The following is a 23,531-nucleotide window of genomic DNA, read 5'->3' on the forward strand; positions in this document are numbered from 1 at the left end:
CAATGAAAAAATACCGTTTTACCCACGCCTTATTTCGTTTCGCGATATCCATCAGGAATATCCAATTTATCCCATCGGCATGGTATAAAGTCGCCTTGTATCAACGATGTGAGGCTAGGCCTCATATGCCAACTGCGTGGATAGACCAATGTTGCTAGCTAGAAAAACACTGATGACAGGATTGGCGCTTGCCATGAGCCTGGGATTGCTGGGTGGATGTGCCTCGGTGCCAATGGCCGATTCGGCAGCGGACAGCCGCGCCAAGCAGTTTGTCGCCCCCAAGAATGGCAATGCCAGTCTGTACATCTATCGCAACAGTATGCTCGGCGCAGCACTGTCCCGCGAAGTGAAGCTGGATGGCGCCAGTGTAGGGAAAACCGCCAACAAGACATACTTCTACAAAGAAATTGCCCCAGGTAGCCATACCTTAACGTCCGAAGGTGGATCGTCGGATAATCGCGTCATCCTGAACGCCGAGCCCGGTAAAACCTATTTCGTCCGCCAGTTTATTACCATGGGTCTGCTGAGCGGTGGCTCGGGCGTAGAAATGGTAAGTGAAGCAGAAGGACGCAGTGGCGTGGCTGAGTGCAAGCTGGCTCTCGGCGACGGAACGGCGCCTGCGTTGCCCGTGAACGTCACGCCAGTCGCACAACGCCCGGTAAATCAGGCGGCCATCGTGACGGAAATTGTAGCGATGCCGGTTGAGCGTGCCCCGGAGACCATCCGCGCACAAAGTCAGTCTGCCCCCGTACAAGCAGAACCGTCTACAGTTGCTCCTGCTCCCGCGCCTGCTGCCTCACGCCAACCAACCACACCTTTGCCTGCAGCCAGCAAGCGTCAGCGCCCGAGCAAGGGGGGTGATCTGCGCAAGTGTCTGGAGCGAAGCAATAATCTGGACATCGCACGCTGCGCAGGCGAGATGAAGTAAGTCCTGAACATGGCCGGGTATCATTCGCTATCCGGCCAACACGGATACTCACCATGACAACGTCGCGTGCCTTCTACATCAGCCTTGCCATCGCCATCGTCCTGCTTGCCTGGTCTGGCTGGTATCCCTACGATCGCACCACCTGGCTGATGGAAGTGGCGCCTGCGTTGATCGTCTATCCGCTCCTGTGGTTCACGCGATCACGATTCCCGCTCACAACCATGCTGTACGGGTTGATACTGATACATGCCGCCATCCTGATGCTGGGCGGCGCATATACCTACGCCCGCGTCCCGCTTGGCTTTACCTTGCAGGATATCCTGCATCTCGGCCGTAACCCCTACGACAAAATCGGCCATTTCGCGCAGGGTTTTATTCCGGCACTGGCCACCCGCGAGATCCTGCTGCGCGGCGGTCACGTCAAACCCGGCCGCATACTGGGGTTCCTGTGTATTTGCGTGGTGATGTGTGTGAGCGCCAGCTATGAGCTGATCGAATGGGGTGCAGCGGTTGCACTTGGTCAGGGCGCTGATGAATTTCTGGGCACCCAGGGCGATCCATGGGATACCCAGTCCGACATGCTGTTTGCGCTGATTGGCGGGACAGTGGCGATTCTAGGATTCAGCAGGCTACATGATCGGGCTATGCGCCGAATAACTGCCGATCCGGCCGGCAACTGACAACTTCAGTTACTCACACACCCACAGCAACCAGCCCTTACCTTGTGCCTGGGCATTCTCTGCAAACTGATTCAGACCCCGTAGCACATCAATCAGGTCTTCTGCCTGCCAGCGGTCAAGTTTGCACTCAGGTGCCTCTGCCCACGCCTTCGCAACTCGCTCAAATTGAGTGTCAGGCAATGCCGCCAGCACATCAACCAGATCAGCCGGTACACTGTGAATCCACGGCCCATCATCGCCTTCAGTGGCCAGTACCTGAAATTTATCCATCTCATCCGATGCCTGTGCCGCACGCTCCGGCGCGCCCTTCAGTACTTCGCGCAGGGCGCACAATTTGACGGCATCGACGCCACGCATTTCCATGGTCGACCAGATGGTGGCGTGTCCTGTAGCGTGAAGTACTGTATCGGCTTCGTCCGGGCGGGCAATGATGAGATCGGTGAGCATGAAATTCCTTGAAACTGCTTAATCGTTCGAAGCACGCATACTAGCAAAAATGCGCTATCGTATCGGCTAAATCCAATAAGTGCTGCACAAAACGGCATGACCGAATTGAGGAATGAGAATGGAACAGTTTTCAGCCGATATCTACCGCGAGCCCTCACCGATTGATGTCAATACACTCGCCAATCTGGGTCCGCTTACTACGCTGGCAGGCATCTGGCAGGGCGATACCGGGCATGATGTCAAACCAAAGGCAGACGGCCCGCGCGAGCAGGCGTTTGTCGAGCGCATGGAGTTGCAACCGATCGACCCGCAAACCAATGGCCCGCAATTGCTCTACGGCCTGCGCTACCACACGCATATTGTCAAACCCGGCCAGATCAAGACCTACCATGAGCAGGTTGGCTACTGGTTGTGGGAGCCCGCGTCAGGCACGGTCATTCATACCCTGAGTATTCCACGCGGTGTCAATGTTCTGGCATCCGCACACGTCGCCGCAGACGCGCGTCGGTTTGAACTCCTCGCCACCCGCGACGGACAGGGAGGCATCACCGCGGTCCCGTTTCTGGAGCACGCCTTCCGCATCACCGAATTCCGTATCTGCGTCGAGATCGAATCCAACGATATCTGGTCTTACAGCGAAGATACGGTGATGCAGATCAGAGGACGGGATGAGCCCTTCCACCATACTGATCGCAACCGTTTGGTGCGGATTGGCGAGGCGATGCCGAATCCGCTGGCGAGATAATTTACCGCCCCATCCCCACCCACGCCTGCACCGATGGCCGTCGCCATTGGTATTCGGCGTAGTGGCGCATAAAATCAGGTAGATCATCGCCATGCAGCGCCAGTCGCTGAATCATCAGCGCAAGATCGGAATCGGCGATACACCAATCCCCAAATAAATGATCGGCGCCCGGACGAATCAGACTTTTGCAGGCGGCCACCAGTTTATCGCGGGCGTGTACGCCTGCATCAGTCAATGGTGCAAATTTCTGCCCTAGAAATACCGCCTCAGTTGGGCGTTCACTGCGAATCGGCATCAAATCGCTGCGTAACCATGCCTGCACCTGACGTGCACGCGCCTTATCGCGAACATCAATCGGGTAGACATGTGGATGGGGAAAGCGGTCTTCCAGATATTCGCAAATTGCATTGGACTCACTCAGCACAAAATCGCCATCAAACAAGGCAGGTACGCGGCGCGTCATGACTCGCCCTGCATAATCGTCAGCGTGCTGGGCACCTGTTGCCAGATCAACTGTTTTGAGTGCAAAAGGCTGCTGTTTTTCTGTCAGCGCCACATACACAGTCATGGCGTAGGGGCTTAGATAATGATTATCTACATAGAGCTGCATCATGATGTTCCTCCTAGTGCACGGCACAGCCACGTGTCATGGCCTGATTGAACTGTTTGATCATGCGCGAATGATCGGCCATCTGTTTGGGTATGGCGAAGTACTGGACATCCACATAGAGGGGTTTTTCCAGTACCACAAAGTCACGCTGGGATAGGTGCGACTCGGTGTGATGACTCACAATATCCTGCATCCATTCACGCGCATTCATCATGGCTGCGACATCGATCCGGCCAGCCAGTAATTTGCGAAGCCGTTCGTCCCGGCCACTATCAGCGTCGATTTGCAGCTTGCCATTCCGCTGAGCCGCCAAGATATCATCTGGCAAGTAGTTACCCAACTCAACCCCGAGCCGTTGACCATACAGATCCTGAATGCGGGTAAATGTCATTGCATGCGAACGCAACACGACCAGATTCACTTCATCGCGGTGGATTGGCTGGCTAAAGGAGAAACGAGCCCTTCGTGCCGGATTCATGGATAAACCGATCACGGCCGCGCTACCCGCAGCAGAGGTAGCAAAGGCACGATTCCACGGCATGAGCGTTGTATGAAAGCGCAGCGAACTCTTGCTTTCAATACACGCTAAAAAATTGATCAGCTTACCCTTAGGCTGCCCCGCTTCAAGATACAGCATGGGCCGGAAATTATCTGCGCCCACGACTTCGATAGGTTCGTCACGGGCTGTCGCGTACACACACGACACCACCAGAGGCACTGCACTAAGTTGACGGAACCAACGGGACATTCGGTCTTCGCAATCGATCATGCTATTTCGACTGAGTATAGCGACAGCCTATGAAGCGCGCATCCATGTTATGCGCTCAGCCCGACATGATCCAAGCAAACGACCTCAAACAGTCGGCCATCAGCCAAACTGCCGTCTGAATCGATACAGCCCCAGCGCAAACATGCCTGCACCGATTCCCACCAGCCACATTACGGGCCGCAGTAGTTCGCCCGCCCCCTGCCCCTTCAGCAAGATGCCAAAGGCAATATCCAGATAATGATGCAAGGGCGAGATCACCATGCCATGTGCCAGCCAGCCCGGCAGCGCTTCGGGTGGCGTCCATGCGCCTGACAGGAACAGCATCGGTGCCAGAATCAGAATGGTGAGCATGCCCACCTGCGCCAGATTGCGGGCAATGGTGGCCACGAACAAGCCGAGTCCTGCTGTCGAAAAAATGTACAGCGTGGTCACGGCAAAGAAGAGGCCAAGGCTACCGCGACAGGGCACGCCGAAAATCGGCCACAGCACCAGATTCAGCGACAGCATCACCGTGAGCAGAATCACGCCGCCCATAGCCAGCAATTTAGGCAGCACAATCTGCAGCGGCGTCAGCGGCGAGACGAGTAATTGCTCCACGGTGCCACGCTCTTTCTCGCGCACGGCAGCAGCGGCAGGCAACAGAATGGCAAATACGGTGATGATGTTGAGCAGCTGGGAAATCGCCATAAACCAGGCATCATTCTGATCGGCGTTGTACCAGGCACGAATACGATTCTGCACCATGGGCAAGGTCATGCCATTGCCCCCGCCTAGTTGCGCCAGTCCGGTCTGGATACCGAATTCACTGACAATCCGGGTGACGTAGCTCGCCCCCAGAAAACCTTGCACGGAATTCGAGGTATCGACATTCAAGCCCACAGTGACTTCACGGCCAGCAGCCAGATCCGCCGTCATGCGCGGTTGCAGGTCGAGCGCCAGCATGGCTTCGCCGCGATCCAGCGCACGCATCGCATCGCGCTCGTTCACATGGCCGGGCTGAACATTAAAGGAAGGCTCAACCAGTCGTGCACGTAATTCCCGCGCTGCTGCGCCGCGATCGGCATCGGTAATGACTGTCGCTGCGTGGCTTACCTGCAGCGTCACGCCGGAACCGGCCAGATAGATGTCGCAAGTAAACGCATACACCATGAACACCAGCAGAATACGGTCGCGCCACAGCTGCAGCAGTTCCTTGCGGGTGAGCGCGGCCAGCGGGCGCAGCCAGAGTCGCATCGAGGTCAGCATCTTCATCATCCTTACTGCGCCGGGCGCTTGCTCATCAGGCGGTAGCCTGCGGTAAACAGGGCCAGCGCATAGGCGGCCAGCACCGCCAGTTCGCGCCACATCTCGGCCAATCCGCTACCTTTGAGGAAGCAGCCGGTGACGATATCGGTGTAATACATGGCGGGCAGCGCATGGGCGATCCACTGCCCTGCGCCACTGAGCGAGGGCACCGGAATCAGCACGCCGGAATACAGCACGGCAGGCACCACCGTCACAATGGTGGTCACAATCATCGCGGCGATCTGGGTACGGGTCAGCACGGATACCAGTAGCCCGATCCCGGTGGTACACAGCACATACACCGCCGTCGCCACCGTAAAGAACACGATCTCGCCCCGGAAAGGCACACCGAATCCCAGCACCACAATCGCCCACAGCACCCAGGCATTAAGGAAGGAAATCCCAACATAGGGCGCCAGCTTGCCCAGCAGATATTCGCCGCGACTGAGATTAGAGGCATAGAGATTGAAAATCGCCCCGCTTTCCTTTTCGCGCACCACGCCCAGCGCGGTGAGAAACGGCGGCGAAATCATCAGGATCACCATGATGAGCTTGGGTCCGATCGACCAGATCGATTTCACGGCTTCGTTGTAGAGATAGCGCACCGAGAGACGGATCGGCGTCAGTCGCTTGCGGGCTTGCACCTCGGTCATCCCGGCTTGCTCGGACACTGTTTTGCTGATGCGGGCCAGATTAGCGTCGGCATTGATAGCGTCCACATAGCCCTGCGTGGTGAGGGCACGCGAGGGAAAGCTGCCATCGATCAGGGTCTGTACCGTGGTGGGTTTGCCTGCGGCCAGATGCGCTGCAAAGCCATGCGGGATAATGACAGCCGCGCGGATTTCGCCACTGGCCATGCGCCGTGCGAGTTCGTCGGCGTGTGCAATCGCACCGTGATCATCAAACATCACCCCGCTGGAAAAGCGCGCCAGATAGTCGCGGCTCTCGGCGCTGTGATCCTCATCTACCCAGGCAAAGGGAATGTGCTCGACATCCAGCGACAGCCCCGCACCAAACAACAGGATCAGCAGCGGCGGGACAATAAACGCCAGACTGAAAAACAGACGGTCGCGGGTGATTTCGCGCCATTCTTTGACGGCGTAGGCCATGATGCGCTGGATATTCATGCGCTGTGCTCCAGTTCGGTCATCAATGCCACAAATACGTCTTCCATGCTCACCGGACGGGCTTCCCAGCGTTCCACCGCCATGCCCGCACCGGACAGTAGCGCCGTGACATCAACACGTACCGCCTCGGGATCAGGCGCAAACAGATGCAGCTTGCGGCCATGCAGGGCGATGTCGAGGTCGCTGTCGCGCAGCAGGCTCAACGCCTTGCGCGGATCGCTACAGTCAAAGGACATCAGCGCGCCACGCCGGGCGATCAGCTCGGATTTCAGCTTGGCGGGGGAACCACTGGCCACCACCTTCCCCGCAAACATCAACGCCAGATCGTCGCAACGCTCGGCTTCGCTCATGTAGTGCGTCGTGACCAGCACAGCCACCTGATCCTCGCGCGCCAGACGGAACAGGATGTCCCAGAACTGGCGACGGCCAATCGGATCGACACCGGAAGTGGGTTCGTCGAGAAACAGCACGCGCGGCGAATGCACCAGCGCACAACCCAGTGCCAGCCGCTGGCGCAAGCCCATGGGCAGACTGGCAGCCAGCGCCTGCTCGTGTCCAGCCAGCCCGGCCATCTGCACGATCCAGTCGACGCGCTCGCGGGTACGTGCTGCGTCCAGCCCGTAAATGGCAGCGTAGAGACGGATGTTTTCGATGGCGGTCAGATCGGTGTACAGCGAAAACGCCTGCGACATATAGCCGATCCGTGATTTGATCTCGCGTCCGGCCGTGCGCATATCGGCACCCGCCACGTGGCCCATGCCTTCGCTGGGTTGCAGAATGCCGGTGAGCATCTTGATCACGGTCGTCTTGCCTGCACCATTGGCACCCAGCAAGCCGAACACCTCGCCCGGCATCACCTTGAAGGTGGCATTATCCACCGCGCGGAATGCACCAAACGTGCGGGTCAGGCCGTCGGCCACAATCAGCGGCTCGGCTACATCGGATTGATCTGCCTGCGCGGTCACCGGCAAGCCGACCTGTGCCTCGCCCACACGGGCAATAAAGGCATCTTCTAGATCCGGTTCGGCCACGGTTGCCTGCACCGGCCGCTTCAGCACACCGCCTATTTTGAGCGTCGCCGCTGCACCACTGACTTCCGGTACATACAGTCGCCACTCACTGCCGCGTGGCTCCATATAGCCAATCTCGCGCGCCAGTGTCTGTACTTCATCGCCGCTCAGATCCGGCAGGGTCAGCACGGCGCCGGGTTGCGCCAGCCGGATGGCATCCGGTGTGCCCATGGCGAGGATGCGGCCTTCGTGCATCAGCGCGACGCGGTCGAATGCGCTCGCCTCGTCCATATAGGCCGTGGACACCAGCGCGGTGGAACGGGTTTCCTGTAACAACTCGGACAGAATCGCCCAGAAATCGCGTCGCGACACCGGATCGACACCGGTGGTCGGTTCGTCCAGTACGATCAGTTCGGGTGCATGAATCAGCGTACAGACAAGTCCCAGCTTCTGCTTCATCCCGCCTGAAAGCTGCTTCATCGGACGCGAACGGAAGGCGGCCAGACGCGTCATCGCCAGCAGCTGCTCCTTGCGTTCGGCGGCGACATCAGCAGGCACCAGACGTAGACGCGCAAAGAAATCGACATTCTCTTCGATGCTTAGCTCGGGATAGAGATTCTGGCCCAGCCCTTGCGGCATCAGCCCGAGCTTGCCCTTGACCGATTCAGTCGCGGCTTCGGTCTGCATGTCGGTGCCGAACACCTTAAGCGTGCCGACTTCATAGGACAGCACGCCCGCCACAGTCTTCATCAGGCTGGATTTACCCGCACCATCCGGCCCGATCAGGCCGAACATCTCGCCCGGCTGCACCGACAGGTCGAGCGCATCCAGCGCCATGACTGCGCCATAGCGTTTGCACAGACCACGCGCTTCGATCAGCGGGTTGCTCACTGCGGCGACTTCCATGCGGCATCCTCGCGATAGCGAATGGCAGCATCGGCCGGCAGACCAGGCGCCAGACGCACATCTTTTTCCGGCACCAGCAGCAATTTCACGGCAAACACCTGCTTCACGCGCTCGTTATGGGTCTGCACTTCCTTGGGTGTGAATTCGGCACGATTGGCGATATGGGTCAGCGAGGCGGTATAGGGATGATCCGGCGCGGCATCGATCCACACCCGTGCAGCCAGCCCGAGCTTCAACTTGCCGATCTCGGTTTCCGGTACATAGGCGCGCAGATACAGCTGCGCTGGATCGTACAACTCGAATAAGGTGCCACCCGCCCCCACCACTTCACCCGCTTCACGCGCACGCACGGCAATCACACCTTTCACGGGCGCCTTGACGCGGGTTTCATCCAGCGCAGCCTGTGCCTCGGCCAATTGCGCCTTTGCCGCATCCAGCTGCCCTTGCAGCGCTTTCAACGCCGTTTCGCTGGCGGCAACCTTGTCATGTCCGAGTCTGGCGCTGGCCAGTTGTTTGTCGGCCTGATCGCGCTGGGTGACAGCCGCCACTGCCGCCAGTGTGGCCTGTTCGGCATGGTGTGCGTCGATTACGCCCTGCTCGCGCAGACGAGCCATGCGATCCGCATCGCGTCGGGTTTGTTCAGCCTGTGCACGGGCGCGTGCCAGTTGATCCTCGCTGGCGGCAATCCCCAGTGGAACTTCCTTGCGTGCGACCGCAACCTCAGCGGTTTTAGCAGCCAGTTGCGCGGTCAGGGCGTCAACCTGCGCACGGGCGGCATCCACTTTCGGGCGAATCTGGCTATCGTCCAATTCTGCCAGCAGCGTCCCCGCTTCAACCAGTTCGCCTTCCTGATGCAGCATGGTGGCAATGCGGCCCGGCACTTTGCTGGCCACTGCAATGCGGTCACTTTCCAGACGGCCATTGGTAAATACCAGCCCCTCCGGTGCCTTGCCTTCATCACGATGCAGCAGCACCCCCGCCACCAGCGCGGCCAGCAACAGGCCACCTGCAACGGGCGCCAGCGATTTCAGGTTCAGTTTTGCGGTCATATCGGTCTCTCTTACAGATCACCCACGGCCTTCAGCAGGCGCATGCGGGCGAGTTGCAGGTCGAAATCCGCATTGAGGCGGGTCCGGCGTGCATCGTTGAGTCGGGTCTGCGCCGCCAGCCATTCGGTCTGGTTTGCCAGTCCGTTGTGGTAGCGTGCATCGGTGAGTTTCAGGGCTTCTTCGGCGAGGGTGCCGCTATCGGCGGCCACCTGCAGCCGGGCGCGTGCGTTTCGCAAGGCGGTTTCGCTGTGCTGGACGTCCAGCGCAATGGCAGACTCGGCATCGCGCTGCTGCTCGGCCACCGCATCGGCTTGTGCACGCAGCGCACCGGCCTTATTGCGATTCACGCCGCCATCAAACAGCGACCAGTTCATCACCACACCAATTGCAGTGGTCCGGTTGCTGGTGGTCGGCAGGCCATTCCAGTTCAGCTGCATAGCTTGCAGTGCGATTTGCGGCTTATCTTCGCCGCGCACGGCAGTGGCCTGCGCACGCAAGGCGGTTTGCCCGGCATTCAGCCCCTGCAATTCGGGGCGCTGTGCGCGGGCGCGATTCAGCAAATCAGCATGAGGTAGATCATCCCGTGCTGGCCATTGCACGGGCGCCAGTGTGACCGTGACATCCAGCGGACGACCCAGCAGCTGGTTGTAGGCGCTACAGGCCATCTCCAGCGCCTGCTGCGCTTCGATGTGCTTGGCCGATGCATCGGAGCGGGCCACTTGCGCAGTCAGGCGTTCTACCGGCGCGGCCAGCCCTTCGGCCTCCAGCTTGATGACATCATCGAGATGGCGCTGCACGGTAGCGAGTGCCTGCTGTGCAACCTGTTCGGCTGCCTGCGCACGCAAGACATTCAGATAGGCCTCGGCGACACTTAGCTTGATCGTCAGCCGCAGCGAGCGCCCTTGTGCTGCCACCAGATCCTGCTGTGCGCCTGCCGCATCCTGCGCGGCGCGAATCCGGCCGCCGGTATAGAGGGAGTAGGTCAGCGACAAACTCGCCAGCTGCACATTGCGCTCGGACAGTGGCATCGCCAGGGAAGACGGCAGCAGCCCGGCAAACGGCGTATGCGCCAGTTTTCCGGCCAGCGGACTGGTATCCACACTGGCCTCGGGTGGTCCACCCAGATGCTGCGACGTGGCCAGCAGATTCACACTCGGCACATCCAGCGATTTCGCTGCACGGACCTGCAGCGCAGCCGCATCATCCTGATACGCAGCGGCTTTGACGCGGCCATTACTCGCCAATGCAGCCTGCCAGGCTTCATCAAGCGTCTCGGCCTGAACATTTGCCGCCAGCATGCTGGTCAACACCCATAGGGGGCGCAGATGCTTCATTGCACTCACCATAACTGAACAATTAGTCAGTTATAAGTGTAGTGCAAACCAATTTTGTACATTTGATCCTGATCAAGAATCATGTCCGATGATCTAGGCAGCGGATAAACGAACAGCCGGAACATGTCCGGCTGCCTCGATCAAACACAGAGAAAAGCGGATCAGCCCGCCGCGACAATCTGCCGCAGCGCGTTGACATAGGCCTCAACAGGCTGGCCGCCCTGAATCAGATGCCGCTCGTTCACAATCACTGATGGCACGGCGCTGATACCCGCCTGCTGGAAGAATGCCTCCTCCTGGCGCACCGCCTCAGCATGCGCGTCACTCGCCAGCACCTCCTGCATGCTTGCACGATCCAGCCCAACCGAATCCGCCACATCCAGCAGAACCGCATGATCAGAGATATTCTGGCCTTCGGTGAAATAAGCTGCCAGCAAGGCCAGCTTCAGCGGCAACTGCTTGCCGGCTAGCCCCGCTGCATGCAGCAGGCGGTGTGCGTCGAAGGTGTTATAGATCCGGCTTCGCTTGCTCAGGTCGAACACAAACCCCAGCTCTTCGCCACGCGCCTTCAGCATATCGTGCGTACGCGCAAACTGCTCCGGCCCCGCACCATATTTCCCGGCCAGATGCGCAGCCAGATCTTCGCCTTCCGGCACCATCGCCGGATTCAGCTCGAACGCGCGGATATGGAGATCAACCGAGACTTCGTCGCGCAGCATCTCCAGCGCACGCAACAGGGAATGCATGCCGATGGCACACCACGGGCAGACAACGTCGGATACAAAATCGATGCGGATGGGAGTGGTCATTTAACCTTCCTTGTACACAATATCAATCGCCAGCGCCGCCGCCAGCAGGAGCGGAGTCTGTGCTTCATAACCTGCACCAATCGACACGACGTAATTGTCGGCAGAGGTAAACAGCTCCTTGGCCAGACCCGCCCACTTTTTGCTGACTGAACCCATTTCCAGACCGTTACCGCTGAGGAATGTGAAATTCCAGCCCTTCCAGTCGCCCTTTACTTCGGCGATCTGCTGATCACGTGCATCGAACACGTAAAACCCGCCGCCGATCGACAACAACTTGGATTTGAAATAGCCGAGCAATTTGCCATGACCATCTTCCACTTCCACACGGGAACGCAGCAAGGAAAAGCCACGCTTGATCACCAGCACTGGCAGGCCACCTTCGCGCTCGCTGATCTCCACCTTGGTTGGCAGCATTTGCTTGTTTATAAGCAGACGCAGGATATGAATCAGTGTGCCCGGGTCTTCTTTGGCTACACCGATAATGGCTTGCGATTCCGGATCCATGATGTCGTATGCACCATTGAATTTGAATGCACCGACATGTTCTTTGATCAGATACAGATTGCGATTCAGCACGCTTGTAACCTTTTTTAATGAAATTGCGCCCTCGGATGGGCGCAGTATGCCGCATATTGCCTACAGATTAAATCGGGGCAACTTTGCCATGATTACCTGACCAGATCAGGCTCATCCATGAGCCTCTACGCCAAGCCAACCGGCTCGCATGGCGATATACATACGCGCCAGCAAGGCACACACGGTCGGGTTTTCAATCATCGCATGCTCGTGGGTGCACTCCCCGATCAGGGGGAACGTCAGTGAGGCGGGCTCGATTAACTGCAGGGACATGGTACGTAAAACTTCGCACATCGCGAGCCAGGCATGCGATGCACGCGGTGCCGTATTCACGAGCACAACCGGCTTATATGCTGCAGGTTCGAATGAAACCAACCAGTCCAGTGCATTCTTCATTACCCCGGACAGACCATGCGCGTATTCAGGGCTGGCGATCAGGAGTACATCCGACGCCGCGACAGCCTGCCGCCATGCCTGCACCGTAGGCGGCACAGCCGACTCCAGATCGGGATTAAACAGGGGCAAGGCGGCCATGCCATCAAATACGGTAACCGCAGCGGAGGACGGCGCAAGGCGGGCTGCGGCCCGACAGAACGCCGAGTTGATCGAGACCGCACGCAAACTGCCGCTGACTGCCAGCACCCGCATGACCGGAAGACTATTTACCGGCATCGGGGGACCTGCGCTGCGGCTCTGCCTGATGCAGAAAACGTGTGTAGATGTCACGCGGCGGTGCCATCCCCATGCCGCGCAGAATCTGCCCGACATTGCCGCGATGATAGCCACCATGCGTGATGATGTGCAGCAGCATTTCTTCTCGGGTCAGGGTGCCACGATCGCCATCTGTAAATTCGAACGTCACCGGCTCTGCCAGACTTGCCTCTGAAAGCGATTGCACATAAGCCAGATACCAAGCGTCTACCTCACTTACCGCAGCATCCAGTTCGGCGAGCGCGGGCGTCTCTTTGGTATTGGTTGCGTCATAACCGTGCGGGACCGCCTGCAGGTGTGCCTGGAATATCCGGTCAACCACATAAATATGATTGAGAAAACGGATCGCCTGATGGCGAGCATCAGCCTGGGCATCCGGCACGGTTGCCATCAGCGAAAGGAGTTCGCGATTCGCCCAGTTTTTGTATTGAAACAGCGAGAAAAGCGAAGACACGGACATGGTGCGGCCCTCATGCGGGGAAAACGCATACCATGTCATATTTTCACCGGATATGAACAGAGACAGTTCACATACACCGGCGTCAAGGCAGGTTGGCGGTCGTCCAGTAGGTAAACCAGCCCCGGTTTCGCACACGGGCAGAGGCAGGCACTTGCTGCCAGATGAGCCATGATCCGTACAGGTCGGCAGCCGCACTGATACCGTTTAAGCAGGCGTACCAGGCCAGATACATGAACAATATCGGCGGTACCGTGAAATGCCATACCAGTAGCAACGGAAACAGCGTGATGACACAGAAGGGCGCCAGCAAGATCATTAACAGTCGATTGCGACTCAGCTCCCCCTCGTAGAACGCGTACACAAAGCCCTCTTTGCGCATCACGCCGTAGACGGTCTGATCAGACACACCCCAGCCAGGCTGGCATACGCCATGAATCATTTCGTGCACGACCACCATACCGAGAAATGAAATGAACATGATCGGCACATGGAACGCGAGGGTTGGCTCGTTCATTAACTGCTGCCACGCCCCCCGCTTCAGCCCAATGCACCCCCAGATGATGGGAAGTGTCACCACTGCCACGATCATGAGTGGCAGCAGATGGCGCATTAAGGCCTGTGGCTCTGGCTCATCCAGTCGCCGCCATTGCTCGCCTGGCGCGAATGTCTCAGGCGGGGAGCCAGATACGAATTTCAATGTCGCTTGTTCCGGAGTTGCTGCCTGGCCGCCTGCACAAATTCATCCTCCTCAAGATCATCGGTATGAATTGCAATGGTGGCGGCTTTCACAAAATCAGGGGGCGCTGCATGGGTCAACGCCCAGCGCGGTGCCAGCCATGTCCCCACCCACGCAAGCAATAGCGCAAGCGCCAGTCCGATTGCGACCACCGATAAACCACCGGCTGACCAGACAAAACAGGCAACTGTTCCACCTAACCAGCCAACAAACGCACCTATAGAGACGCCATGCCAGGGATTGAGCACCAGACGCGCGCACATCCGGTTCGCCAGCAAGGCCACTCCATAAGCAAGGATCACGCATACAGCGAGCATGCCAAACATCAGCACAAATGACTCCGTCATATTTTTACTTCAAAGAGGATGCACTATACCGTGAACTGCCTTGCTCGTGCAGAGGGCAACCGCGCAGCGGTAGGCATTATTCGAGTACAAGCAGGCCATCGGACACGCGTTTCAATTCGGAGGCGGTTTCCGCTAGCAGGCGCATCGTCTCGGACGCCTGTCCCGCCCTGCACGAAGCTTCCAATTGTTCGGCCAGATCGCCCAGCTGCATGGCGCCCAGCGTTCGGGCTACGCCCTTGAGTGAGTGAGCCAGCCGGATCTGCTCGTCTTGTTGCTGCGCCAGCCGCGCGCGCTCGAAATCGGGAACAAATGTAATGCCATGGCGACTACGAAACTTACCCAGCACCCGCAAATACAAGGGCACTTTGCCTACATATGCGAGCCCCTTTTCCACGTCGATTCCGGGCAGATGGAGATCAGGCATCTGCTCGACCGATTCGGCAGATGCGGTGCTTGCACTACTTCGTTTACCCACGCAAGCCAGCATCGTATCCCGTAATACATCCAGCTTGACCGGCTTGGTGACATGGGCATTCATGCCCGCCTCAAAGCACTTGTCACGCTCCTCGTGCAGCGCATTTGCAGTCAGCGCGATGATAGGCAAATCCCTGAATTCCGGGCGCGCTCGCAGATGCCGTGTTGCCGTATAGCCATCCATCACCGGCATCTGAATATCCATCAAGATCAGATCAGGGCGGCGCATCTCCACTGCCTCCAGCGCCTCCCGGCCATTTCGAGCCAGACGGGTACACACCCCTGCCTGCTGAAGCAACTCGCAAATGATTTCCTGATTGATGTCGATATCTTCTACCACCAGTACGTCCACACCTACCAGTTGCGCCCATTCCGGATTATCCAGCCCGGATAGCGGGGCAATCGCTGTGCGCACAACCTCGTAAGCGGCCCCGTCCCGGCTCTGCACAGGCAAGGAGACGACAAAGCTGAACTCGCTGCCTCGCCCCAGATCAGACTCAACCCGGATGGTTCCGCCCATCAACTCGACCAGCTGCCGGCAGATAGAGAGACCCAGTCCAGATCCCCCGTATTTGCGCGTGGTAGAGGAGTCAGCCTGCGAAAAAGGCTGAAACAGCAATGCCTGCTGTTCGACTGACATGCCAATTCCATGATCCGCAACCGCAAAGCGAAGCCCCGCGCTTTCCCCTGCTTCGTCGATGACCTTCACCGACAACACCACCTCACCGGCAGGAGAAAACTTGATCGCATTGCTGCCCAGATTGATGAGCACCTGAGCCAGCCTGAGCGGATCCCCCGCAAGCATCCAGTCCCCTGCTTGCCCGAGCTCGACACGGAGTCGAATACCGGCCTGCTCAGCCTGTAATCCGATCACCCCCGTCACGCGTTCAAACAATGAATTCAGGGTAAACGATGTTGACTCCAGCGCAATCCGACCCGCCTCGACGCGGCTGAAATCCAGAATATCATTCAGAATCACCATCAGCGCTTCTGCGGCCGACCTGATCCGGCTGATCTGCTCGACCGCTCTGGGTGGCAGTTCGGTATTCAGCGCCAATTCTGCCATTCCGATCATGGCATGCATGGGGGTGCGGATTTCATGGCTCATATTGGCGAGAAATGCACTTTTGGCACGATTAGCCGCATCGGCTTCATCCCGCGCCTGAGCCAGCGCGTCCATCAAGGTGTGCAGACGCGTCATGTCACGCGCTACGCCCATGATCCCGATCAGTCGGCCATCAGGTGCACGCACAGCCGTCCGGATCGTCTCGAAGCGGCGCTCCTCGCACTCGGTCCCATGCAGGCACTCCTCCACCACGACAGGCGTGGTCTGGATTGCTGCCTGCTTATCTTCATGCTCTCGAGATTGCGCGACAGCAGATGAAAAGAGTGCTGCATCACGTTGGCCCACAACCGCTTCAGATGGTTTACCCAGCAGACGCGCAAACGCCGGATTACAGGATAGATACACCCCCGTTGCATCCTTCATCCAGACCAGATCGGACATGGCTGCCAACAGTGCGGTGAGTTCGCCGCGCTGTCGCTCGGAGGTATCCAGCGCGGAGTTAAGCGTCTGCGTGAGTTCGAGAATGCGCAACTCGTCACGCTTTTTGTCTGTCACGTCGAAAAAGGAACCAATAATCCCCGCAACTTCTCCATGTTCATCCCGGAACACGGACTTGCCGTAAATGACATCGCGCAGTTCACCATGACGATCCTTGATGCGGAACTCATAGCGCTGGACGGCCGGGTTGGCCATCAGTTCGAGATCTTTCTGGTGGTAGGTCGCGGCCAGATCACTCGGCCAGAGATCCATCACGGTCTTGCCGCGAATCGAGACATCGGTCACACCCATGATATCGGCAAAGAGCGTGTTGCAGCCAAGGTACCGACCTTCACGATCCTTGAAGAACACCGCAACGGGCAGTGAATCCAGCAATGTCTTGCTGAATGCATCGGTGCGTTTCTGAAATGCCTGCAACTGCTCGCGATGACGGGCTGCATGCCGGAAATACAGGTCGGCAGCGAACGCCGCCAGACAGGAGGTGAGGAAGATGGTGATCCCGTGCGATTCCCAGCGCGTCAGTCTTTCGGCGACGAGATGCTCCTTGATGAGCTCGTACACGAGCGCCACCATTGTGCTGAGCATGAACACACCCAGCAGCCGGATCAAATGTTTTGCGTGCTTATTCATCGGCAATGCCTGCTACACATGGCAAAAAGCCAGCCTCCTGTTCACAGCAGTTGATTGCAGCACGTGTCGTCAGCGGCCGCCAATCAGACGGGATGGTAAACGCAGTATGGCACCCAGCAGGTCGAAAATCGCATCGAATGTAATACCAACCAGCCGGAAGGGTAACGAGATCAGCCAGATCACCGGCCATAGCACCAGTACGGCAATCGCCAATGGCCAGCACAATACAAACAGGATGCACCAGGCAATGAGTTTCAGCATGTCATCCTTCCCCCAGGTCAACGGACTATTCTGACAGTTGCACACGATTTGTGCTTGGTTTTTGACAGGAATGGGCATAACAGCAACGTCGAGCGCACATTCTAAAAATCAGACTAACGCACTGTATTTAAAGAGACTTAGTGTAGACGCTATACTTTACACCGTGAATATCGGGGGTATTTGCCGCCCACTCGAATCCCATCCGTAGATACATGGGCAAAGCGATTTGCATCAGCTCGCTGGTATGTAGCGCAAACATCGTGGCACCATCCCGCCGTGCACGTGCCAGACATGCCTCCGCCAGCGCCCGACCAATGCCTTGCCCGCGTGCCGCAGGCGATACAACCAGCATCCGCATGATCGGCCATTCCGGCCGGAAAAAAGCAGGCTTTGCAGCATGCGCGCCGATATAGGCCACCGCCCCCACGATCACGCCTTCCACTTCGGCAATGATGATCTCCCCGGTGTCCGCCAACCCAGCCATATTGCCGATCCGGGTACGAAATCCCGGCCAGTCTTCATAGCGATCCTTGAATTGATCAAATGCCAGCAAGGCCAGCGCATTGATCTCCGGGGCATCGTCGGGTTTGAAATTACGGATGTTCACAACGTGCTTCCTGCCTGTTTTTTACAGAAGAATTGGATGAGTCGGACGCTGCTGGACGATTCACATCTGTTGAATAGGCTGTATCACAAAGTCGCTACCCGCCACCTCTCCATTCACCGCCCACATGTCATCTACCTGACCCGTCTCATGCTTGCCATCCAGCCGCCAGCGATAGGTTTGCCTCTGCCACGCATCAAGATCGTTGTCTTTGCACTCAATCGTACCGGCGCCGAAGTCTGGTTCAAATCGTTTGCACACCGGACCGGGACGCCACCAGTGGATGTCGGGCATTACATGCAGCCCATCCCTGACAGGCACCCGCCACACACTCAGCGATCCGTCTTTCCGTTTAATCAGCAACAGATCAGCCGGACGATGATCAAGCGCGGCCGGATCAGGAACATAGGCAAATGATTCAGGCTGCAGATTAGCAATACTGACGCGCGCCAGCGTCGCGTATGCATTTTCGCTGGGTTTTAGGGATGATGCGAATAAACTGATCACCCCGGCCAATGCGATCAGGGCAAGCAAACTTGTTATTAAAATAAGTGCACGACGACTCATCAAATAAATCCCGCAGCCCGCAGAGAAAACCATACAGAATAAGTTTTAATTTACTCGCATCAAAACCACACAACCTTCAGCACCTCTACCTTACAAAGCAAATTTGCATTTCAGGTAAAAATTATTCAGATTTCAAGCAAGCAATAACATTCTCATTATTAACAATTTGATCGTTTAACTCCCGTTTATCACTAGGGGAGCCTATCTCTTTACGAGCCACACAATCACAAAAATCCACCATCCTTTGAAGTCCACCTTTTAATACAGTCTGACTTTTTAATACTGAATCAGTACAACCCGCAAAAAAATTAATCCAAACTTGCTTATCTTTTTGATCAATATCTGCAGGGCTCATTGCGGCACGCTTCTCTGCTTGGCCAAGTCGATCCCGCAGCATTTTTAACCCAACAATATCTCCCGAGAGCATTAATTCAATACCTGCGCGCTCGAAAGCACAGGAGTGCTGACTTGGATAAAATGTAAACTCAATACCTTTTGCTCTATTTTGCATAATGTAACCGGGGATAACCCTAATATCCCTTGATATATCAAACTCAAGCCCGGTCGCCCTTTCCAGATTATCCCAGACTTCATCAATAGTTTTCTCTGTTCGCCTTTCACAATTAGAAACTTGCTTTCCGGTAACGCTATACGCCCACACTTCAGCATGAACATTTGAATAGAAAAAGCACAATGAAATAACAATTAAATGCAAAAACTTCATTTAAATCGCCTTTAAGTTTTTATATCAAGTTGTTTACTGAATTGCAGAAATTCAACCTAGATCGATACCCGCACCAATCATGCCAGACCCACATCCTCCCCACAACACACCCCCTTGACCCCAGCCTCCACTGCATGCCACACTGCCCCCTCACTTTTCGTTCAACCCCACTGCACAGGAGGAAATCATCATGTCCCGTTCCCTTTCTCTTCCTTGCAGATCCTGCCTGGGTTGAGCGTCTTGCCGGAACATGTTCCGGCGCTACGTCGCATTCGCATTCGTGCTGCTGATTGCAGCACCTGAAGCACGCTGACTGACGTCTCTTTGCTCGCGTTCGTGCGCCTGTGCGCATCGCCCTGCCCCGGGCCGGATCTGCCATTTCATTTTTTCTTGAATCTGGCTTTTCATACGGAACCTTATGGGCAATTCCATACAGACACTTTCTGATGGTGTGACGCTGATTGCGCGCGCTGACACCTGGATCGAAGGACTGGCGATCCAGCAACTACAACACACCGCCGCACTGCCCGGCATGCGCCGCGTGGCCGGGATGCCGGATCTGCACCCCGGTCGCGGGCATCCGGTGGGGGCAGCTTTTTTCTCGACGGGGCTGATTTACCCGGCGCTGATCGGTAGCGATATCGGCTGCGGCATGGCGCTGTGGCAAACGGAATTGGAGGCGCATTCAGTCAAGCTTTCCAAGCTGAATGAACGACTGGGCAATCTCGATGGCCCGCTGGATGAAGACTGGCTGCCGCGCATCGCCGAGCTACTGCCGGAGGCAGCGGGCTATGCCGGTGCGCTGGGCACCATTGGCGGCGGCAATCATTTTGCCGAAATCCAGTGTCTCGACGAGATTTACGACGCGGAAGGCGTGGCGACGCTGGGGCTATCCAAGCGGCATCTGCAGTTGCTGGTGCATAGCGGCTCGCGCGGACTGGGGCAGGCGATTCTCGATGAACACATGCGCCTGCACGGACATGCCGGACTGGATGTGGCATCCAAGGCTGCGCGTCATTATCTGGCGCGGCATGATCATGCGCTCGCCTTTGCCGATGCCAACCGCATCCTGATCGCCGAACGCATGCTGGCGCGACTGCGCACCAGCGGCCAGCGCGTGCTCGATATTCACCACAATCTGATGACCCCCGCGACGATTGCCGGCGAGTCTGGCTGGATGCATCGCAAGGGTGCGACGCCTGCTGATCAGGGACCAGTGGTGATCCCCGGTTCGCGGGGGGATTACAGCTATCTGGTGCACCCGACAGGCACGCTGGCGAGCCTGTATTCGCTGGCGCATGGGGCGGGGCGACGCTGGATGCGCAGCGAATGCAAGGCGCGGGTCAGCAAGCGGCATACGCACGCGCAACTGAGCCGTACCCGACTCGGCAGCGAGGTGATCTGCGAAGATCGCTTTCTGATCTACGAGGAAGCGCCCGAAGCCTATAAGCCTATTGATTCGGTGATTGCGGCGATGGTCGATGCAGGCGTGGTCCGCGTGATGGCGCGCCTCAAGCCAGTGCTCACCTACAAGACCCGAGGGGAGTGCTGCGAATGAGGTTGCTACAAATCAGCGCAGCGCAGGGACCGGCGGAATGCTGTCTGGCGGTGGTCAAAGCCGCTGCCCGTTTGATGGCGGAGGCGCGGGCGATGAATGTGCGCGTGGCGGAAATCGAGCAGCTGGCAGGCCCCGAACGGGGCACCTTGCGCTCATTGCTGCTGAGTCTGGAAGGCGAACAGGCTGCGGCACTGGCGGCAAGCTGGGTCGGCACGGTGCAATGGACCTGCCCCAGCCCATTCCGGCCGCGTCATCCGCGCAAAAACTGGTTTATCGGCATCACCCAATGGGCGGTCGCAAGTGAAAGCAGTGACGATGCGCAGATTGCCGATATTCGTTTCGAGGCCACGCGCGCATCCGGCCCCGGCGGGCAGCATGTGAACAAAACCTCGTCGGCCATTCGCGCCACGCACGTCGCTTCCGGCATCAGCGTACGGGTGGAAAGCGAGCGTAGCCAGCATGCCAACAAGCGTCTGGCCATCGCGCTGATTCACCTGAAACTGAGTGAGCGTGCCGCCGATATTCAGGCGCAGCAACGCAGCGACCGGCGACTGGAACACCACCAGCTGGAAAGGGGTAACGCGGCGCGGATGTTCAAAGGGCCGGACTTCACCCCGGCCTGATCCCACCGTCTATCGGGCTGCGCACGGCCAGGTTTCGCCATGCATGCGGGTGTTCCACAATGAAGTGCGGCACCCCTTGCATGGAGACTTGCTGGCATGGCCAATCTCGACTGGGTGGTTCCCAGAATCGGCAAACTGGAAACCCTGACCGCCCAATATCGCGGCCCGAAATACCTAAGCGCGCTGGTGCTGTGTCTGACACGGCTACTGGAGGTGCGCTATGCCTTCATTGCCGAGCAGCTCGCCGATCAACCCGATAGTGCCCGCGCTATCGTGATTGCCGATGCCCAGAATCTAAAAGAATCGTTCACCTACAAACTGGCAGGGGTGCCCTGTCAAACTGTGCTGAGCGGCAAACCCGTGACCATTGACTGCAAGATCAACGAGAAATTTCCATCGGTGCGGTCCATCGATGCCTATTGCGGCCATCCGCTCATGGCGATCGATGGCCATGCCCTCGGCCTGATCGCCATCGAGCACACCAGCCAGATTGCACATCCGCATGAAATTGCTCTGATTCTGCAGTTTCTGTCGGGTCGCGTCGCGGCAGAATTAGAGTGCGAACAATTGCGCTCGCAAGCCAAACGCTGAAGCAGTTTTCCGTCATCGCCTCATTGCACTTTATCCGCCTATTTCCCGCTTGATCAGTACCTTAAGCATTCTGTCACCACAAGATTGACGTCAGATTCGACATCCCGCATTGTGCCCTCACATTAACGGGGGAATAGACATGAAAAAATGGATGGTCGCACTGGCTTTTCTGGGGGTCACACTGGGTAGCGTGCAGGCTGAACCTGTGCGCGTGCTGGTCTATGGCGATTCGAATACCTACGGCTGGCAATCTGCACAGGATGATCAGGAATTACCCCGTTTTGGTGATGCGGTTCGCTGGCCCGGTGTAATGAAAGCTGCGCTGGGCAGGGATTATCAGGTCAGCGTCAACGGTTTGCCGGGGCGCACGCTGGATACGGATTTCCCCAAAGGGATTGGCACGCTGGATGCGCTCGACCTGAATGGCAAACGCCGCCTGCCACTGGCAATGCATGTCGAAGGCCCCGTGAACGTGCTGGTGCTTTCGCTCGGCACGAATGATCTGATTGATCATTTCCACAAATCCAACACCGATATCGCGGCCTCCTTAAAAAGCGTGCTGGAACTCGCCAAGCAGGACCTTGTGCCCCATGTAGCTTGGAAAGCACCACGCATTCTAGTGATTGCACCTGCACCAATCGGCGACACCAGCAAAACGGACTTCCGCGATGATTTTGGCGCCCATGCCGCCGCGCAATCGCCGCAGCTCGGTTCGCTGATGTGCAAGGTCGCGATTGAGCAGGGTGCCGCCTGCCTGAACGCTGGCGACGTCATCAAGGTAGACGGACTGGACGGCCTGCATTACTCACCCGCCACCCACGCCAGACTTGGCCGAGCGGTTGCCAAGAAAATCAGGCAACTGGCTTCAACGCCCGCACATTGAGCCACGAAGCCGAGGCGTTACATGACAAATGTCACCCGCAAGTCCTGATACCTGACACTACTGCCGCAGCTGTCCTTTGGTGAAAATGCACACATCCAAACACACACCAGAGGACAGCATCATGAACAACACTTGGAACAAAATCGCCCGCCATTACTCAATCGCAGCCGGCTTTGCAGGTGTTGCGTTTACCTTCGGATTTGCATGGGTGGTCAGCCATCCGGGGTCGCGACTGTATGCCGTGCTCGGCCCGGTGGTGGCAGCGATCTTCTTTTTGATCAGCGGCGTGTTTGCTGATCATGCCAAATCTGAAGACGGCGAGCAGACTGCGCCCGTCGAACCCATGAATTTCAACGCTCGACTGTTTCAGGTTGGCGTAACCGTGATGTGCGCGGCCGGTGCAGTGCTGGGCCTGGCTAAGATGCTGGGAGAGTGGTGAACGTCATCCAAGTTTGTCAGACTAGCGCCATCGATACATTCCACAAGGTCGGCCGCACTGCGATTCTCCCTGCGGTCGATCCACG

Annotated in this window: 27 protein-coding genes; 8 read left to right on the forward strand and 19 right to left on the reverse strand. The window is 57.5% G+C overall.

What is annotated here, in order from left to right; translation table 11 throughout:
* Window positions 1-148 precede the first annotated feature (148 nt).
* Window positions 149-928, forward strand: coding sequence for a DUF2846 domain-containing protein (locus tag KSF73_06460; protein ID MBV1775354.1), 780 nt, complete (start codon window positions 149-151; stop codon window positions 926-928).
* Between the two features lie 53 nt (window positions 929-981).
* A complete protein-coding gene (locus KSF73_06465) occupies window positions 982-1,608 on the forward strand; it encodes a DUF2238 domain-containing protein (GenBank protein MBV1775355.1) in 627 nt (208 codons plus the stop codon).
* Between the two features lie 9 nt (window positions 1,609-1,617).
* On the opposite strand, the gene KSF73_06470 is transcribed toward KSF73_06465, so the two are convergent.
* Window positions 1,618-2,055 (reverse strand): hypothetical protein, encoded by a 438-nt coding sequence (locus tag KSF73_06470; GenBank protein MBV1775356.1) that lies wholly within the window; start codon window positions 2,053-2,055, stop codon window positions 1,618-1,620.
* Between the two features lie 118 nt (window positions 2,056-2,173).
* On the opposite strand from KSF73_06470, the gene KSF73_06475 reads away from it, so the two are divergent.
* Window positions 2,174-2,800 carry an FABP family protein gene (locus KSF73_06475; GenBank protein MBV1775357.1) on the forward strand — a complete coding sequence of 209 codons (627 nt, stop codon included), beginning with the start codon at window positions 2,174-2,176 and terminating at the stop codon, window positions 2,798-2,800.
* A 1-nt stretch (window position 2,801) separates the two neighbouring features.
* Here KSF73_06475 and yfcF read toward each other — a convergent pair whose 3' ends face one another.
* From yfcF to KSF73_06565, 18 genes are all read right to left on the reverse strand, one after another.
* Entirely contained in the window at window positions 2,802-3,413 is a 612-nt protein-coding gene (gene yfcF / locus KSF73_06480) for a glutathione transferase (GenBank protein ID MBV1775358.1), read from the reverse strand.
* A 10-nt stretch (window positions 3,414-3,423) separates the two neighbouring features.
* The gene (locus tag KSF73_06485; GenBank protein MBV1775359.1) at window positions 3,424-4,158 is read right to left on the reverse strand and encodes a transporter substrate-binding domain-containing protein; all 735 of its coding nucleotides are present in this window, start codon (window positions 4,156-4,158) and stop codon (window positions 3,424-3,426) included.
* Between the two features lie 120 nt (window positions 4,159-4,278).
* Entirely contained in the window at window positions 4,279-5,424 is a 1,146-nt protein-coding gene (locus KSF73_06490; protein ID MBV1775360.1) for an ABC transporter permease, read from the reverse strand.
* An 11-nt stretch (window positions 5,425-5,435) separates the two neighbouring features.
* Window positions 5,436-6,590 carry an ABC transporter permease gene (locus KSF73_06495; GenBank protein ID MBV1775361.1) on the reverse strand — a complete coding sequence of 385 codons (1,155 nt, stop codon included), beginning with the start codon at window positions 6,588-6,590 and terminating at the stop codon, window positions 5,436-5,438.
* Window positions 6,587-8,506, reverse strand: a complete 1,920-nt coding sequence (locus KSF73_06500; protein ID MBV1775362.1) for an ATP-binding cassette domain-containing protein — start codon at window positions 8,504-8,506, stop codon at window positions 6,587-6,589. The genes KSF73_06495 and KSF73_06500 overlap by 4 nt, the downstream gene beginning before the upstream one ends.
* Window positions 8,488-9,555 carry an HlyD family efflux transporter periplasmic adaptor subunit gene (locus tag KSF73_06505; GenBank protein MBV1775363.1) on the reverse strand — a complete coding sequence of 356 codons (1,068 nt, stop codon included), beginning with the start codon at window positions 9,553-9,555 and terminating at the stop codon, window positions 8,488-8,490. The genes KSF73_06500 and KSF73_06505 overlap by 19 nt, the downstream gene beginning before the upstream one ends.
* 11 nt (window positions 9,556-9,566) lie before the next feature.
* Window positions 9,567-10,889, reverse strand: a complete 1,323-nt coding sequence (locus KSF73_06510) for a TolC family protein (GenBank protein ID MBV1775364.1) — start codon at window positions 10,887-10,889, stop codon at window positions 9,567-9,569.
* A gap of 161 nt (window positions 10,890-11,050) precedes the next feature.
* A complete protein-coding gene (locus KSF73_06515) occupies window positions 11,051-11,698 on the reverse strand; it encodes a DsbA family oxidoreductase (GenBank protein ID MBV1775365.1) in 648 nt (215 codons plus the stop codon).
* Window positions 11,699-12,274: an RNAase gene (locus KSF73_06520; GenBank protein ID MBV1775366.1), complete on the reverse strand. Its 576-nt coding sequence runs from the start codon at window positions 12,272-12,274 to the stop codon at window positions 11,699-11,701.
* Between the two features lie 111 nt (window positions 12,275-12,385).
* On the reverse strand, window positions 12,386-12,922 hold the full coding sequence (locus KSF73_06525) for an NAD(P)H-dependent oxidoreductase (protein ID MBV1775367.1): 537 nt from the start codon (window positions 12,920-12,922) through the stop codon (window positions 12,386-12,388).
* Window positions 12,923-12,932: 10 nt separating this feature from the next.
* Window positions 12,933-13,445, reverse strand: coding sequence for a DinB family protein (locus KSF73_06530; protein ID MBV1775368.1), 513 nt, complete (start codon window positions 13,443-13,445; stop codon window positions 12,933-12,935).
* 82 nt (window positions 13,446-13,527) lie between these two features.
* Window positions 13,528-14,142, reverse strand: a complete 615-nt coding sequence (locus KSF73_06535; GenBank protein ID MBV1775369.1) for a DUF3267 domain-containing protein — start codon at window positions 14,140-14,142, stop codon at window positions 13,528-13,530.
* Complete coding sequence (locus KSF73_06540) at window positions 14,139-14,528, reverse strand: hypothetical protein (GenBank protein MBV1775370.1); 390 nt, start codon at window positions 14,526-14,528, stop codon at window positions 14,139-14,141. The genes KSF73_06535 and KSF73_06540 overlap by 4 nt, the downstream gene beginning before the upstream one ends.
* Window positions 14,529-14,604: 76 nt before the next feature.
* On the reverse strand, window positions 14,605-17,196 hold the full coding sequence (locus KSF73_06545; GenBank protein ID MBV1775371.1) for a PAS domain-containing protein: 2,592 nt from the start codon (window positions 17,194-17,196) through the stop codon (window positions 14,605-14,607).
* A 69-nt stretch (window positions 17,197-17,265) separates the two neighbouring features.
* Entirely contained in the window at window positions 17,266-17,457 is a 192-nt protein-coding gene (locus tag KSF73_06550) for a hypothetical protein (protein ID MBV1775372.1), read from the reverse strand.
* Window positions 17,458-17,584: 127 nt separating this feature from the next.
* A complete protein-coding gene (locus tag KSF73_06555) occupies window positions 17,585-18,064 on the reverse strand; it encodes a GNAT family N-acetyltransferase (protein MBV1775373.1) in 480 nt (159 codons plus the stop codon).
* A 60-nt stretch (window positions 18,065-18,124) separates the two neighbouring features.
* Entirely contained in the window at window positions 18,125-18,628 is a 504-nt protein-coding gene (locus tag KSF73_06560) for a hypothetical protein (GenBank protein MBV1775374.1), read from the reverse strand.
* 121 nt (window positions 18,629-18,749) lie between these two features.
* On the reverse strand, window positions 18,750-19,352 hold the full coding sequence (locus KSF73_06565) for a hypothetical protein (protein ID MBV1775375.1): 603 nt from the start codon (window positions 19,350-19,352) through the stop codon (window positions 18,750-18,752).
* 418 nt (window positions 19,353-19,770) lie between these two features.
* Between KSF73_06565 and KSF73_06570 the strand changes: the two genes are divergently transcribed.
* The 5 genes from KSF73_06570 to KSF73_06590 all read left to right on the forward strand — a co-directional run bounded on the left by KSF73_06570 (window position 19,771) and on the right by KSF73_06590 (window position 23,446).
* Window positions 19,771-20,910 (forward strand): RNA ligase RtcB family protein, encoded by a 1,140-nt coding sequence (locus KSF73_06570; GenBank protein MBV1775376.1) that lies wholly within the window; start codon window positions 19,771-19,773, stop codon window positions 20,908-20,910.
* Window positions 20,907-21,533, forward strand: a complete 627-nt coding sequence (gene prfH, locus KSF73_06575) for a peptide chain release factor H (GenBank protein MBV1775377.1) — start codon at window positions 20,907-20,909, stop codon at window positions 21,531-21,533. The genes KSF73_06570 and prfH overlap by 4 nt, the downstream gene beginning before the upstream one ends.
* Window positions 21,534-21,629: 96 nt before the next feature.
* Entirely contained in the window at window positions 21,630-22,124 is a 495-nt protein-coding gene (locus KSF73_06580; protein ID MBV1775378.1) for a GAF domain-containing protein, read from the forward strand.
* Window positions 22,125-22,263: 139 nt separating this feature from the next.
* Window positions 22,264-23,007 (forward strand): hypothetical protein, encoded by a 744-nt coding sequence (locus KSF73_06585; GenBank protein MBV1775379.1) that lies wholly within the window; start codon window positions 22,264-22,266, stop codon window positions 23,005-23,007.
* Window positions 23,008-23,128: 121 nt separating this feature from the next.
* The gene (locus KSF73_06590; GenBank protein ID MBV1775380.1) at window positions 23,129-23,446 is read left to right on the forward strand and encodes a hypothetical protein; all 318 of its coding nucleotides are present in this window, start codon (window positions 23,129-23,131) and stop codon (window positions 23,444-23,446) included.
* Window positions 23,447-23,531: the final 85 nt, after the last annotated feature.

The organism is Burkholderiaceae bacterium DAT-1 (assembly GCA_019084025.1).
In the GTDB taxonomy this organism is placed as follows: domain Bacteria; phylum Pseudomonadota; class Gammaproteobacteria; order Burkholderiales; family Chitinimonadaceae; genus DAT-1.